Annotated in this window: 14 protein-coding genes; 5 read left to right on the forward strand and 9 right to left on the reverse strand. The window is 54.6% G+C overall.

The window, feature by feature from the left end:
* The first annotated feature begins 130 nt into the window (after positions 1 to 130).
* The gene (mutS, locus tag GS630_RS04200; protein WP_171711888.1) at positions 131 to 2,746 is read left to right on the forward strand and encodes a DNA mismatch repair protein MutS; all 2,616 of its coding nucleotides are present in this window, start codon (positions 131 to 133) and stop codon (positions 2,744 to 2,746) included.
* A 59-nt stretch (positions 2,747 to 2,805) separates the two neighbouring features.
* On the opposite strand, the gene GS630_RS04205 is transcribed toward mutS, so the two are convergent.
* Together GS630_RS04205 and hrcA are read right to left on the reverse strand one after the other, a co-directional pair.
* A complete protein-coding gene (locus GS630_RS04205; RefSeq protein WP_171178672.1) occupies positions 2,806 to 3,369 on the reverse strand; it encodes a nucleotide exchange factor GrpE in 564 nt (187 codons plus the stop codon).
* A gap of 10 nt (positions 3,370 to 3,379) precedes the next feature.
* Positions 3,380 to 4,444: a heat-inducible transcriptional repressor HrcA gene (gene hrcA / locus GS630_RS04210; protein ID WP_171234639.1), complete on the reverse strand. Its 1,065-nt coding sequence runs from the start codon at positions 4,442 to 4,444 to the stop codon at positions 3,380 to 3,382.
* Between the two features lie 112 nt (positions 4,445 to 4,556).
* Between hrcA and rph the strand changes: the two genes are divergently transcribed.
* From rph to GS630_RS04230, 4 genes are read left to right on the forward strand one after another with little or no spacing between them, the layout of a single operon-like run.
* The gene (gene rph / locus GS630_RS04215; protein WP_170655392.1) at positions 4,557 to 5,270 is read left to right on the forward strand and encodes a ribonuclease PH; all 714 of its coding nucleotides are present in this window, start codon (positions 4,557 to 4,559) and stop codon (positions 5,268 to 5,270) included.
* Positions 5,267 to 5,881, forward strand: coding sequence for an RdgB/HAM1 family non-canonical purine NTP pyrophosphatase (rdgB, locus tag GS630_RS04220; RefSeq protein WP_171178676.1), 615 nt, complete (start codon positions 5,267 to 5,269; stop codon positions 5,879 to 5,881). The genes rph and rdgB overlap by 4 nt, the downstream gene beginning before the upstream one ends.
* Positions 5,871 to 7,025 (forward strand): radical SAM family heme chaperone HemW, encoded by a 1,155-nt coding sequence (gene hemW / locus GS630_RS04225; protein ID WP_171620431.1) that lies wholly within the window; start codon positions 5,871 to 5,873, stop codon positions 7,023 to 7,025. Before rdgB ends, hemW begins: the two co-directional genes overlap by 11 nt.
* 2 nt (positions 7,026 to 7,027) lie before the next feature.
* Positions 7,028 to 7,381: a YbaN family protein gene (locus GS630_RS04230; protein WP_171178680.1), complete on the forward strand. Its 354-nt coding sequence runs from the start codon at positions 7,028 to 7,030 to the stop codon at positions 7,379 to 7,381.
* Here GS630_RS04230 and GS630_RS04235 read toward each other — a convergent pair.
* The 7 genes from GS630_RS04235 to GS630_RS04265 all read right to left on the reverse strand — a co-directional run bounded on the left by GS630_RS04235 (position 7,371) and on the right by GS630_RS04265 (position 14,743).
* Positions 7,371 to 8,267, reverse strand: a complete 897-nt coding sequence (locus GS630_RS04235) for a ParB/RepB/Spo0J family partition protein (protein WP_171620433.1) — start codon at positions 8,265 to 8,267, stop codon at positions 7,371 to 7,373. The two genes, GS630_RS04230 and GS630_RS04235, sit on opposite strands and share 11 nt — an antisense overlap.
* A 20-nt stretch (positions 8,268 to 8,287) precedes the next feature.
* Positions 8,288 to 9,091, reverse strand: a complete 804-nt coding sequence (locus GS630_RS04240) for an AAA family ATPase (RefSeq protein WP_171178684.1) — start codon at positions 9,089 to 9,091, stop codon at positions 8,288 to 8,290.
* Positions 9,084 to 9,704 carry a 16S rRNA (guanine(527)-N(7))-methyltransferase RsmG gene (gene rsmG / locus GS630_RS04245; protein ID WP_171620435.1) on the reverse strand — a complete coding sequence of 207 codons (621 nt, stop codon included), beginning with the start codon at positions 9,702 to 9,704 and terminating at the stop codon, positions 9,084 to 9,086. The genes GS630_RS04240 and rsmG overlap by 8 nt, the downstream gene beginning before the upstream one ends.
* On the reverse strand, positions 9,701 to 11,569 hold the full coding sequence (mnmG, locus tag GS630_RS04250; RefSeq protein WP_171620437.1) for a tRNA uridine-5-carboxymethylaminomethyl(34) synthesis enzyme MnmG: 1,869 nt from the start codon (positions 11,567 to 11,569) through the stop codon (positions 9,701 to 9,703). Before mnmG ends, rsmG begins: the two co-directional genes overlap by 4 nt.
* A gap of 12 nt (positions 11,570 to 11,581) precedes the next feature.
* A complete protein-coding gene (gene mnmE, locus GS630_RS04255; RefSeq protein WP_171234632.1) occupies positions 11,582 to 12,868 on the reverse strand; it encodes a tRNA uridine-5-carboxymethylaminomethyl(34) synthesis GTPase MnmE in 1,287 nt (428 codons plus the stop codon).
* Between the two features lie 31 nt (positions 12,869 to 12,899).
* Positions 12,900 to 14,171 carry a transcription termination factor Rho gene (gene rho, locus GS630_RS04260; RefSeq protein WP_171178692.1) on the reverse strand — a complete coding sequence of 424 codons (1,272 nt, stop codon included), beginning with the start codon at positions 14,169 to 14,171 and terminating at the stop codon, positions 12,900 to 12,902.
* A gap of 122 nt (positions 14,172 to 14,293) precedes the next feature.
* Positions 14,294 to 14,743, reverse strand: coding sequence for a CopD family protein (locus GS630_RS04265; RefSeq protein ID WP_171178694.1), 450 nt, complete (start codon positions 14,741 to 14,743; stop codon positions 14,294 to 14,296).
* Between the last annotated feature and the right edge of the window lie 190 nt (positions 14,744 to 14,933).

Consider the following 14,933-nt stretch of genomic DNA (forward strand, 5'->3'; position numbering starts at 1 on the left):
TCGCCTCATAGCGCAGGCAACGGCGCGCCTCAACGAGAATACGTTTTCACCTTTCGCAGCAGATGGGGGATTTGTAAGGTCGCGCCCGGAATACGCCAAAAGGGGGCCGCCTTTGTCCACAGTCACGCCGATGATGGCGCAATATCTCGAAATCAAAGAGGCCCACGCCGATGCCCTGCTGTTTTATCGCATGGGCGATTTCTACGAGTTGTTCTTTGAAGATGCCGTCAATGCCGCCGAAGCGCTGGACATCGCCCTAACCAAACGCGGCAAGCACAATGGAAATGATATTCCAATGTGCGGCGTGCCAGTGCACGCAGCCGAAGGGTATTTGCTTACACTGATCCGCAAAGGCTTTCGTGTCGCTGTCTGCGAACAGATGGAAAGCCCTGCGGAAGCGAAGAAAAGAGGCTCTAAATCAGTCGTAAAGCGGGAAGTCGTGCGTCTAGTGACGCCCGGCACACTGACCGAAGACGCCCTGCTGGAAGCCCGCCGCCACAACTTTCTGGCTGCCTATGCCGAGGTTCGGGATGAGGCCGCCTTGGCCTGGGCCGATATCTCGACCGGCGCGTTTCACGTGATGCCTCTGACCTCGATTCGGCTCAGCCCGGAACTGGCGCGGCTGGCCCCGTCCGAGTTGATCGTGGCCGACGGTGTTCAAGACAAGCTTATTGAGCCGGTTCGGGATCTGGGGATTTCTCTGACGCCTGTGGGACGTGCCAGTTTTGACAGCACAGCAGCGGAAAAGCGCATATGCGGCTTGTTTCACGTCGGTGCGCTGGATGCGTTCGGGACTTTCGGTCGCGCCGAAGTTTCGGCGATGGGCGCACTGATCGATTACCTTGAGATCACGCAAAAAGGCAAATTACCCCTGCTGCAAACCCCTCTCAAAGAATCAGAAGACCGCGTCGTTCAAATTGACGCCGCAACACGCCGCAATCTGGAACTGACACGGTCGCTCTCTGGTGGGCGCGCCGGGTCTTTGTTGTCCGTGGTCGATCGCACCGTCACACCCGGCGGCGCGCGGTTGCTGGAACAGCGCCTGTCCAGCCCGTCCCGAAATCTGGACGTGATCCATGCGCGCCTGGATGCGGTAAGCTTCGCAACTGAGGAAAGCCTGATTGCGTCAGACCTGCGTGAAGCGCTACGCAAAACACCGGATCTGGACCGCGCCTTGTCACGCTTGTCGTTGGACCGAGGTGGTCCGCGCGATCTGGCTGCCATCCGTAACGGGTTGGCGCAAGCGGCCACGATTGCCAGTTTGTGCAGTGTCCAAGAGTTGCCAGTACTGTTGTCAACCGCCGTCCAAAACCTGACTGGGTTTGACGATCTCTTGACCCTTCTGGACGAAGCGCTTGTTGCGGAACCACCTCTGCTGGCACGTGACGGCGGCTTCATCGCCCCCGGTTTCGAAGTTGAACTGGACGAGGCCCGTACCCTGCGCGACGAAGGCCGCTCGGTTATCGCCGGCTTTCAACAGAAATACGCGGAACACACGGGTATCGCCTCGCTTAAGATAAAGCACAATAATGTGCTGGGGTACTTCATCGAAACCACAGCGACCCATGCCGAGAAAATGCTGAACCCGCCGTTCAGCGAAACCTATATCCACCGTCAGACCACCGCCAATCAGGTGCGTTTCACCACCGTCGAACTGTCAGAGATCGAAACCCGTATCCTGAACGCAGGGAATCTGGCGCTTGAGATTGAAAAGCGGCTCTATCAAAGGCTTTCTGATGAGATTTTGGCCCTTGCAGCACAGCTTAATCAAGCTGCCCGCGGGCTGGCAGAGCTGGATTTGACCACTGCCCTCGCCGATCTGGCACGCGGGGAAAACTGGTGTCGCCCACATGTGGACACATCACGTGCGTTCAACGTGCACGGCGGTCGACATCCGGTCGTTGAGCACGCCTTACGGCAGCAAAGCGGCGATGCCTTTGTCGCCAACGACTGCGATCTAAGCGCGGATGACGGCGCGGCCATATGGTTACTGACCGGCCCCAACATGGCTGGTAAATCAACCTTCCTGCGCCAAAACGCCCTGATCGCCCTGCTTGCCCAAATGGGCAGCTACGTGCCTGCTGAACAGGCCCATATCGGCGTTGTCAGTCAATTGTTCAGCCGGGTCGGTGCATCCGATGACCTGGCCCGGGGTCGCTCGACCTTTATGGTGGAAATGGTCGAAACCGCTGCAATTCTGAACCAGGCCGATGATCGCGCACTGGTCATTCTCGATGAAATTGGCCGCGGCACCGCCACTTATGACGGCCTCTCGATCGCGTGGGCTACGCTTGAACATCTACATGCATCCAACAAATGCCGCGCTCTGTTCGCAACTCACTACCACGAACTCACCGCTTTGGCCGGTAAACTGGAAGGCGTGGATAACGCAACCGTTGCGGTCAAAGAATGGGAAGGTGAAGTGATCTTCCTGCACGAGGTCCACAAGGGCGCCGCCGACCGCTCCTATGGTGTGCAAGTTGCCCAGCTTGCCGGATTGCCTGCATCAGTCGTCGAACGCGCTCGCGTGGTACTGGATCAATTGGAAAAAACCGAACGGGAAGGCGGTAAACAAAAGGCCCTGATCGACGATCTGCCTTTGTTTTCTAAAGCATCACCGCTACCGCCGCCCTCATCCAAAGCATCGCCTGTCACAGATATGTTGAGCGACGTCCTGCCCGACGAACTCACCCCACGCGAAGCGCTCGATTTGATTTACAAACTGAAAGAGGCGGCCAATTCCTGACCGCCCCTTCTTCTTGTTGATAAATACGGCCGCCAGAGGCTTGGCCTCTTCGAGGCCAACTAGTTCGAAGGTGTTGACGACACCCCAACCTGCGCCGGACGCAGCAAACGGTCGTGCAACATGAAGCCTTCGGCAGACACCTGAATGATATCGCCGGCTTTTGTACCGGGCACCGGTGCTTCAAACATCGCCTCATGCACATTAGGATCAAAGCGGTCGCCAACCTCAGGTGTGATCACCTCAATCCCGTGCTTCTGGAACACGTCCTTCAACGCACGCATGGTCAGCTCAACACCTTCCAGCAGGCCAGCAGCAACTTCTTTCTGCTCATCCGTCGCTGCCTCAAGCGCGCGCTTCATGTTGTCGTAAACCGGCAGCATGTCTCGGGCCAGCTTGGAACCGCCATATTGTTCCGCATCGCGACGCGCCTTGTCGCCACGCTTGCGTGCATTCTCGGCATCTGCCAGCGCGCGCATGAACTTATCTTTATAATCGTCCCGCTCAGCGCGTAACTCATCCAATTCCAGCGCTTCGTCGCTGATCTCTGCAAACTCCTCGGCCAGCTCCTCCGCTTCCGCAGACATGATATCGTCCAGAAAATCTTCGTTCTTCGGCTCTGCCATCTCTTACCCTCTAGCTCCGGTCGGATATCAGCTTGCCGACCAGTTGCGCCGTATAATCCACGATCGGTACGATCCGTCCATAATTCAGACGCGTTGGCCCGATGATCCCGACCGCACCGATTATCTTTCGATCAGCGTTCATATATGGAGACACCACCAAAGAGGAACCCGAAAGTGAGAAAAGTTTGTTCTCAGACCCAATAAAAATGCGCACTCCTTCGCCATCTTCGGTCAATTCAAGGAATTCAGCGATGTCCCGCTTACGCTCCAAATCATCAAACAGGGTCCGAATCCGATCAAGTTCTTCGGCCCGACCCGGTTCGTTCAAAAGATTCGCCCGTCCACGCACGATCAAACGGGCCGAGTCGCTGCCATCTCCGTCCCAGACGGCCATTCCACTTTCCACCATCTCACGCGCCAGAACGTCGATCTCTTGCTTGCGTGCATCAATCTGCGTCTGCATCTGCCGACGCACTTCGCTGAGTGTCCGCCCCTCGATGAGCGCATTAAGGAAGTTCGCAGCCTCACGCATCGAGCTTGGGGTTTGTCCGGGCGGCGGGGTGAACAGGCGGTTTTCCACATGACCATCCGAGAAAACCAGCACTACCAAAGCCCGATCATGACCCAGTGATACGAATTCAATATGTTTGATTTCCGATTCATGCTTGGGCGTTAAAACCAGCGAGGCGCCTTGTGTCACGTGTGACAAAGCCGAGCCCACACGATCGAGCATTCCGCCAACATCGCCTGTGTTAGAGCCTAAAGTTTGTTCTAATTTCTCGCGATCATCCGCGCCCAAGTCTCCGACTTCAAGCAATCCGTCCACAAACATCCGCAGACCTTGCTGCGTTGGAATTCGACCAGCGCTGATGTGGGGGCTGTCCAGAAGACCCAGAAACTCCAGATCTTGCATCACATTGCGAACGGTCGCTGCGCTCACCTTTTCGGACAAGGTGCGCGTTAAAGTGCGACTGCCGACAGGCTCACCGCTTTCCAGATAGCTCTCGACAATCAAACGGAACACTTCGCGAGACCGGTCGTTCATCTCATCCAGAATTTTGCTTGCTTCGCTCATGCGTCTTCCCCTGCTCGTTCGTCATTAAATCGCAGGCAAATGAAAGGTCAATCGGGGTTGCATCGTAATGCTGCGGGGCGTTATCCCCAACCCAGCAAACAAAGGAATTCCGATGCGACCCTCTGGAAGAGATTTAAGCGAAATGCGCGCCGTTTCAATCGAAACGGGGTTCACCAAACATGCCGAAGGTTCCTGCCTGATAAAAATGGGCGACACTCATGTGCTGTGCACCGCAACGATCGAAGATCGCGTGCCGCCCTTTATCAAAGGCTCCGGCTTGGGCTGGGTCACGGCTGAGTACGGTATGCTGCCTCGCGCCACCAACACTCGGATGCGGCGCGAAGCCGCCAGCGGCAAGCAAGGCGGTCGCACCGTGGAAATCCAGCGCCTGATCGGCCGCGCCCTACGCGCTGGTGTGGATCGGGTCGCGCTGGGTGAGCGTCAGATCACCGTGGACTGCGACGTGATCCAAGCCGACGGCGGCACCCGCTGCGCCTCGATCACCGGCGGTTGGGTGGCCCTGCGGCTGGCTGTGAACAAGCTGATGAAAGCGGGCGATGTTATCTCTGACCCCCTAGTGGACCCGGTAGCAGCTGTGTCTTGCGGAATTTACGCCGGTCAACCGGTTCTGGATCTGGATTACCCGGAAGACAGCGAAGCCGGCGTCGACGGCAACTTCATCATGACCGGATCCGGCAAACTAATCGAAGTGCAGATGAGCGCCGAAGGCTCGGTCTTCAGCCGCGCTCAGATGGATCAGCTGATGGATCTGGCCGAAAAGGGCGTCGGCGAACTGGCAGCTGCGCAAAAGGCCGCTACAGCATGACCCGCAAGTTCGACGGGGACAGGCTGCTGGTCGCCACCCATAACAAAGGCAAGCTCGAGGAGATGGCGCATCTCCTTGAGCCTTTTGGCGTCACTGTTGTGGGTGCTGGGGACATGAACCTGCCCGAGCCGGAAGAGACTGAGGACACATTTGTCGGTAACGCCCGGATCAAGGCCCATGCCGCCGCCAAAGCCACCGGCCTGCCTGCCCTGTCGGACGATTCCGGGATCACCATCGACGCGCTGGATGGCGCGCCGGGAGTTTACACCGCCGACTGGGCGGAAACGGCAAATGGTCGTGATTTCCTAATGGCCATGAATCGCGCACATAATGAGTTGGAGGCTAAAAAAGCCCCTCTCCCGCGCACTGCGCAATTCCGTTGTACACTGGTCCTGGCCTGGCCCGACGGACATGACGAGGTGTTCGAAGGCATCGTCCCGGGCCACCTGGTCTGGCCGATCCGCGGCAAGGACGGATTCGGCTATGACCCGATGTTTGTTCCGGACGGGCACGACATTACCTTTGCCGAAATGGATCGCTGGGAAAAGAACAAGATCAGCCACCGCGGCCGCGCGGTTGAGAAGTTCGTGAAAGGCTGCTTTGGCGGATGATTGGCGCAACGGGGGCTTTGGCCTGTACGTGCATTGGCCTTTTTGCGAGGCCAAATGCCCCTATTGCGACTTCAACAGCCATGTCTCGAAGAAAATTGACCAAGAAAGATGGCTTGCAGCTTATCTGAGCGAGCTGCGCCGCTCTGCCTCTGAAACGCCGGGTCGGGTACTGAACACGATTTTCTTTGGGGGCGGCACCCCGTCTCTGATGGACCCGGAAACCGTTTCTGCAGTGATTGATGAGGCGCGCGCGCTCTGGCACCCATCCAATGACATGGAAATCACTCTCGAGGCCAACCCCGGCTCGGTTGAAGCAGGTCGGTTTGCAGCTTATCGAGATGCCGGCGTAAACCGAATTTCGATGGGCGTTCAGGCGCTGAATGACGACGATCTACGGCGTCTGGGTCGCATTCATACTGTTGCCGAGGCCCAAGCCGCCTTTGAAATCGCACGGACCTGCTTTGATCGTGTCAGTTTTGACCTGATCTATGCCAGACAGCACCAAACACCTGAAGCCTGGCGCGCGGAACTGAGCGAAGCCCTGTCGATGGCCGTGGACCACCTGTCGCTGTACCAATTGACGATTGAAGACGGAACTGCCTTTGGTGATCGATATGCCGTTGGAAAAATGCGTGGCTTGCCCGAAGATGACAGCGCCGCCGACATGTATCTGATCACGCAGGACATTTGCGAAGCGCACGGTTTGCCCGCTTATGAAGTGTCCAATCACGCGCGCACGGGGGCCGAGTCGCAACACAATCTGATCTACTGGCGATACGGTGACTATATTGGCATTGGGCCCGGAGCCCATGGGAGGCTTACGCTTAACCAACAGAAATGCGCAACCGAAACCTATCTGAATCCACAGCGCTGGCTTGACGCTGCAGAGCGTGGGGGTGGAGAGAAAGGACGAACAACACTGTCCCTTGAAGACCAGGCGAGCGAATACCTTATGATGGGGATGCGAATTTCGGAAGGACTAGATATTGATCGGTGGGAGCGCTTAGCAGGCCGAAAACTCTCGGAAGACACGGTTGATCATCTGATCGGGATCAAAATGATTGAACATGAAAACGGCAGACTTCGGGCAACATCAGATGGTCGCGCTGTACTGAACGCCGTCATTCGGGAGCTTTTGAGCTAGCCATGCATTACCTTTGGGCCGGACTGGGATTGTTATGTGTTGCGCTGGCAATGGTTGGGGTTGTCCTACCCCTTTTGCCAACCGTCCCATTTCTGCTATTGGCTGCGTTTTTCTTTGCCCGATCTTCTTCGCGTTTGCACACTTGGTTGTTGACCCATCAACTGTTCGGACCGCTGATACAAGATTGGCAAAGCTCAGGCGCAATCCGCCCTAGTGCAAAAAGGGCGGCAACTGTTTCAGTCGCCGCCGTTTTTGGAATCTCAATTTGGATGTCCGCCCCGGTTTTCGTTTTGGCCATTCAAGCTGTCGTTCTGGGGGGTGTTTTGATCTTTATCTGGACGCGACCTAACGGCTGAGCTTAGCGCACAGATCATCAAGCTGATCCAAGTTCTCATATGTTAGGACAACCTGACCCGTCTCTGTTCCAGCCTTGTGATTGATCGAGACTTTCATCGCCAGAATTGCAGATAGATCTTTTTCCAAAGCGCGCGTATCGGCATCCTTGCCCGCATCCAGATTTCTGGACCGCGGTGCAGCGCGTTCGGCGTCACCTTGTTGCTGCTTCTTGACCAAAGCTTCGGTTGCGCGCACCGAAAGCCCCTCTTTGACGATCTGCTTCGCCAATTCCGATGGGTTTTCGGCCGTAATCAGGGCTCTTGCATGTCCTGCAGATATTTTTCCTTCAATAACAAGAGCTTGAACATCCATTGGCAAGGACAAAAGACGCAGAAGGTTTGCAATGTGGCTGCGGCTTTTACCCAAAGCTTCAGCCAGCTTTTCCTGCGTATGGCCGAAACGATCCATCAGTTGCTTGTACCCAGCGGCCTCTTCCACCGCGTTCAGGTCCGCGCGCTGGATGTTTTCGATTATCGCAACTTCCAGAACTTCGGTGTCGTCAAAATCCCGCACGATGACAGGGATATCGTGCAGCTGCGCCATTTGCGCTGCCCGCCAACGACGCTCCCCTGCAACGATTTCGTATTCATCAGCTCCGGTCGACCGGACAATCAGAGGCTGGATAATACCCTTTTCCTTGACCGAGGCGGCCAATTCGTCCAGCTGTTCGGGCAGGAATGTGCGGCGCGGCTGATTGGGATTGGCCTTTAGCTTCTCAATTGGAACCTTAAGATCGGGCCGACGCACTTCGGACTGTACCCGCCCTTCCGTTTCGGTATTTACGTCCGCCATAAGAGCGGACAGCCCGCGCCCCAACCCTCTGGATTTTGTTTTTTTGGCGCTCATGTCGCCCTCCTCATTTCCGCCTACGCAGCGGTTTTATTGTTCTTGTGCATGATCTCGCGGGCCAGATGCCGATAAGCCATCGCGCCAAGCGAACCCGAATCATATTGCAACACTGGCAGCGCATATGACGGAGCCTCGCTGACTCGCACATTTCTGGGTATCTTTGTCTTAAAGACCATCTCACCCAAATTGTCACGCGCATCCTTTTCAACCTGACGGGACAAATTGTTGCGGTTGTCATACATGGTCAACACAACACCTTCGATTCTCAGATCAGGATTTGCTGTTTGCCGAACCTCTCGGATCGTCAGCATCAGTTGAGAAAGACCTTCTAAAGCAAAGAATTCACTTTGCAGCGGCACAAGGACTGAATGCGCCGCCACCATCGCATTGACGGTCAACAGGTTCAAAGACGGCGGGCAATCGATAAGGATGAAATCAAGGTTGAAAGCATCAACCGCAGTCTGCCTCAATGCATCGTGCAACAAATAACTGCGCTTTTCATTGGATATCAATTCAATGTCGGCAGAACTCAGATCAACGGTTGCCGGAACAACCATAAGGTTTTCTATTTCCGTCTCTTGAACAACGGCCTCTAACGGAGCGTCGTCAAGGATGAGGTCATAGGTTGTCCAATCCCGATCCTCTACACCCAATCCGGTGGACGCATTCCCTTGAGGATCAAGATCAACCACCAAAACCCGGCAACCGGATTCCGCAAGCCCTGCTGCAAGATTGATTGCCGTCGTTGTTTTCCCCACTCCGCCCTTCTGATTGGCGACCGCAATAATCCGAGGTCCTGAAGGTCGGGACAGATCAACCACGTGATACTCCTTTGATTTTAAGGATAACGGCCTGAGGTTCAGTTAAACTTGTAATCGGCTCGGCGTCGAAATTCCATTCTTCTTGCGCCTCTGACAGTTCTTTTTTCCAGGTTGCGCCTTTGGGCAACAAAGCTGTTCCCGTTTTACTTAAATGCCTGTCGCAAAAGGACAATAATACCCGCAACTCTGCCAGGGCACGAGCCGAAAGGACATCTGCATCCAAAGGATCAACACTTTCGATTCGCTTCGAAATCACCTTGCATTTGATTTCACATTCCCGCGCTACATTGCGTAAGAAGGCAGACTTCCTTTGATCACTTTCAACGAAAGTAAATCGTGAGTCTGGTGAATGATCAGCCGCGATCAAGGCGCATACCATTCCCGGAAATCCGCCTCCACTGCCTATATCCACCCAGCTTTTGTATTGACCAGCACATCTATAAACTTGCACGGAGTCGAGGATATGGCGATCCCAGATGTGTTCCAGACTACTTCGGGACACTAGATTGATTTTAGGATTCCAGCGATTTACGAGATCAACGTAGGTTTTCAAACGCTTGAATGTTTCACGTGAAACATTTAGCCGCTCAAATGCCGAATAACCAGCGCTCATGCCCGTCGCGCCCTGTCTTCGCGGCGTAGCTTCGCAAGTACAAGTGTCAGCGCGGCAGGTGTTACCCCCTCGACTCGACTTGCTTGGGCTATATTCGAAGGCTTCGCCTGCGATAGCTTATCCTTCATCTCGGAAGATAAGCCATCTAAAGAGGAATAGTCGAAGTCGCGAGGGATAACATAAGATTCATCCCGCTTCATCGCCTCCACATCTCGCTTCTGGCGCGCAATGTAGTTTGCATAAAGCGCGTCACGCTCAATCTGAAGTCGGATTTTTTGATCCACATCTTGTAGATCCGGGATCAATGGTAACAGATTGTCGAAAGATACGTCCGGAAATGCCAAGATCGCCATCCCGTCGCGGCGATTGCCATCTTGGTTGACGTTAATTCCGGCCGACAGCACCTGTTTCGGTGTGTATGTACGCTCTGCCAGCTTAGCCTTTACCGCATCGAGCTGGTCCATTTTGTCTTTGAAGTGCGCCTCACGATCGGACCCAACGCATCCAATATCCATGCCAATCGGCGTCAAGCGCTGGTCTGCATTATCAGCACGTAAGGAAAGCCGGAATTCCGCACGTGATGTAAACATCCGATAAGGTTCAGCCACACCGCGTGTTGTAAGGTCATCTACCATGACCCCGATATAGCTGTCAGATCTTGTGAAGTGCATAGGATCACGGCCTTGCACTTCAAGCGCTGCATTGAGCCCGGCAACCATACCCTGCGCGGCGGCCTCTTCGTATCCTGTGGTTCCATTGATCTGACCAGCCAAGTACAACCCCGGAATTTCTGGCAGCGACAGTGTCGCGGTTAGAACACGAGGATCTACGTAGTCATACTCAATGGCATATCCTGGTTGCAGAATCTCTGCTTTTTCAAGGCCTTTGATGGATCGTACATACTGCAGTTGGACGTCCTGAGGAAGTGAGGTTGAAATACCGTTAGGATAGATCGTGTGATCATTCACTCCTTCGGGTTCCAGGAAGATCTGATGGGATTCCTTGTCTGCAAATCTTACAATCTTATCCTCAATAGACGGGCAATACCGAGGGCCTATACCATCAATATGGCCACCGTACATCGCTGACTTTGAAAGATTGGCCTCGATGATCTCATGTGTTTGTGCGTTGGTATGCGTTATTCCACAGGAGATCTGCGGTGCGACCACGTCTGTCGACAGAAATGAGAATAGTGTTGGCTCTTCGTCCCCGTCTTGACGCTCTAGATCAGACCAGTCAATTGTCCGCCCATCCAAACGAGGCGGCGTACCTGTCTTCAAGCGTCCCAGCGGCAAATCATAACTATCCAAACGTTCGGCAAGCTTGATAGAAGGGCGATCTCCCATCCGCCCACCAGGTCGTGAGACGTCACCGATATGAATGACTCCGCGCAGAAATGTCCCAGATGTCAGTATGACTGCCTGCCCGGAAATCTCTGATCCATCCGCAAGCAAAACGCCGGAAACACGCGGCCCGTTCATAAGAAAGTCGACAACTTCACCGACGATAACGGACAGATTGTTCTGGTTTTGCGTTTCTTTTTGCATCGCCGCCCGGTAAAGCGCTCGATCCGCTTGTGTTCTGGGGCCCTGTACTGCAGGTCCTTTACGACGATTCAACAAACGAAACTGAATGCCGGCTTGATCCGCAACACGCCCCATAACGCCGTCAAGAGCATCAATCTCACGAACCAAATGGCCTTTCCCCAAGCCACCAATTGCCGGATTACAGGACATTACACCAATGTCCGATGCGGACAGGGTTACCAAAGCAGTATTGGCACCCATCCTTGCAGAGGCATGAGCAGCCTCTGTCCCGGCGTGCCCAGCACCAATAACGATGACATCAAACTTCGAATGTTTCACGTGAAACACTCCTTACTTTCCCAAACAGAAGCTAGAGAAGATTTCATCCAGCAGTGTTTCGACATCTATTCTGCCCACCAGCGATTCAAGTGCCCTTATGGCGGTTCGTAATTCTTCCGCGGCGATATCATACATGTCTGGACCTGATTCCAGAACCGGGATTGCCGATTGGAGAGAAGTCAGTGCCCCATTGATTGCAACCCGATGTCGTTCCCGCGTTGCAATACCATGGGTGGTAGTTCTTTCACAAAGGACATACGAAATCTGGTTTACAAGCGCGTCAATCCCCTGCCCTGTTTTACCAGAAACGCCGAGACTATTTTCACTTCGAAGATCAGCTTTCGGCAAAACATGAATATCACCTGCCTGCATCCCAACCCCTAGGTCTTCGGGTGTATCTGACAGGAAAACACGCAGGTCGGCGGCCTCCGCTCTGCTGCGCGCCAGCTCAATACCCAGGTTTTCAACATGATCCTCAGTTTCACGCAACCCGGCCGTATCCAGCAAAGTCACAGGCAAACCAGCCAGATCCATCCGAACTTCGATCACGTCCCGCGTGGTTCCAGCGTATTCCGAAGTGATGGCGGCGTCTCGACCTGCCAAAGCGTTCAGAAGAGTGGACTTTCCTGCGTTCGGAAGCCCCACAATTGCAACTTCAAACCCCGTGCGTATACGTTCAGCGATTTTTACTCCTTCTGCCTCACGGCGAAGGTCTGACATGACACCAGTGATCAATTCGCGAACTTCAGGCGTTACATCCGTTGGAACCTCTTCATCGGCAAAGTCGATGACAGCTTCCAGCAAAGACGCAGCGCGGATCAAATCCCGGCGCCACCGTTCTGCCAGTATGCCCAGCTCACCAGCCAGAATTGTTTGCGCTTGTTTGCGTTGCGCCTCGGTTTCGGCATCAATCAAATCGGCCAGGCCTTCGACCTGCGTCAGATCCATCTTGCCATTCTCAAGCGCCCGGCGTGTGAACTCGCCCGGCTCCGCGATGCGCAGCCCTTCAGTATCCGACAAACATTGCAATACCGCGTTGACGGATGCTGTACTGCCATGAATCTGAAGCTCTGCCACATCCTCTCCGGTGAAACTGGCCGGGGCCTGGAACGTAAGAACCAAGCCATCGTCAAGACGCGCACCACCCTGATCCCGCAATGTGCGCAGAACCATGCCACGTTCAGGCAGCGTGCCACCTGTCAGCCGCGCCGCCGCAGAGTGCGAGTCCGGCCCTGAGAGGCGGATGACCGCCACCCCAGCTTTGCCTTGCGCGCTGGCCAGGGCAAATATCGTATCCATGAATAGCCCCCGCGTCAGTACCGGTTCGGCGTCAGGTGTTCATTGAATCGAAGAATTCCGAGTTCGTCTTGGTCTGCTTCAACTTGGATAGCAGGAACTCGATTGCATCGGTCGTGCCCATCGGGTTGAGGATGCGGCGCAGAACGAAGGTCTTGGCCAGATCGCCCTTGTCGACCAGCAGGTCCTCTTTCCGGGTACCGGACTTGAGGATGTCGATGGCCGGGAACACACGTTTATCAGCGATTTTACGATCCAGAACGATTTCCGAGTTACCGGTGCCTTTGAATTCTTCAAAGATCACCTCGTCCATCCGGCTACCAGTGTCGATCAGCGCGGTGGCGATGATGGTCAGCGATCCACCCTCTTCAATGTTCCGTGCCGCACCAAAGAACCGCTTGGGCCGTTGCAGAGCGTTGGCGTCCACACCACCGGTCAGAACTTTACCCGAGGATGGGACCACAGTGTTAAAGGCCCTACCAAGTCTTGTGATCGAGTCGAGAAGAATAACAACATCTCGTTTATGTTCGACCAAACGCTTGGCCTTTTCGATCACCATCTCGGACACGGCCACGTGGCGTGTTGCGGGCTCGTCAAAGGTCGAGGACACAACCTCACCCTTCACCGAGCGCTGCATGTCGGTCACCTCTTCCGGGCGTTCGTCGATCAGAAGGACGATCAGGTAACACTCTGGATGGTTCTGTTCGATTGAATGCGCGATGTTCTGCAGGATGACCGTCTTACCGGTCCGCGGAGGCGCCACGATCAGCGAGCGCTGGCCTTTACCGATCGGCGACACAAGGTCGATCACACGGGCCGACTTGTCTTTGATGGTCGGATCCTCGATCTCCATCTTCAGACGCTCATCTGGGTACAGAGGCGTCAGGTTGTCGAACAGGATCTTGTGCTTGGCCTTTTCAGGATCTTCAAAGTTGATCTTGGTGACCTTGGTCAGCGCAAAGTAACGCTCATTATCATCAGGTGCCTTAATCTCACCCTCAACAGTATCTCCGGTGCGCAGCGAGTGTTGACGGATCATATCGGGCGAGACATAGATATCGTCGGGACCTGGCAGATAGTTCGCCTCGGGCGAGCGCAGGAAACCGAAACCGTCCTGCAGCACCTCAAGCACACCATCACCGCCAACGGTCCAGCCCTCATCCGCGCGTTCGCGCAGAATCTGGAACATCATCTCGCCTTTCCGCATGGTCGAGGCGTTTTCGATCTCCAGTTCTTCGGCCATCGCCAGAAGGTCTTTGGGGCTTTTGGCCTTCAGGTCGGCCAGATTAAGGGCGTCAGTTGTCATGATATATACCTTCACCGCGATCAGCGCGGCACGAAGTGAAATTTCAGTACGGAAGATACGCCGCCCGGACGGGCGAGTTGTCCCCTACATAAGCGCGACTGCTTTCGGAGTCAAACAGCCCGTCAGAACTTCAGAATGACCGCCAGAACGATGATAACCATCAAAACGGTCGGAACCTCGTTCATCATACGATACTGCCGCCCAGTGAGCTTATTTCGGCCTTCCAGGAAATCCTTGCGACGCGCCATCAACCAGTGATGGAACCAGGTCATACCGATCACGGCTGCACCTTTGATCCAAGGCCAGGACCAATCCCATCCAACAATACCCGGTGTGAACACCATGATCAGGCCGCACACCCAAGCCACGATCATCGCAGGGCGCATGATCACACGCAGCAGCTTTTCTTCCATTTCAAAGAAGATTTCTTGCGCCCCATCGACAGCCTGAGCTTTTTCAACGTGATAGACGAACAAGCGTGGTAGATAGAACAGACCCGCCATCCATGAGATCACGGCCATGATATGGAGTGACTTCACCCACGGGTACAGCGTGAAAAGAAGATCAGTCATCTTGGCTCCGAGCGTTGTTCGGAACTCTCCCTAATAAAAAAATAAAGAAAGAGAAAGGAAGATGGTTTTGTAGGGATAACAATTTCCGTGGATTACTTTTTTACCCATGTGTTTTCCCCAGGTGGACAGAACTTTTTGATTTTCCAGTGATTCTGTTGAAACTTAATTTATAACAATAAAAACAGATACT

Origin of the sequence: Ruegeria sp. HKCCD7303 (assembly GCF_013111185.1) — a bacterium.
Lineage (GTDB): Bacteria > Pseudomonadota > Alphaproteobacteria > Rhodobacterales > Rhodobacteraceae > Ruegeria.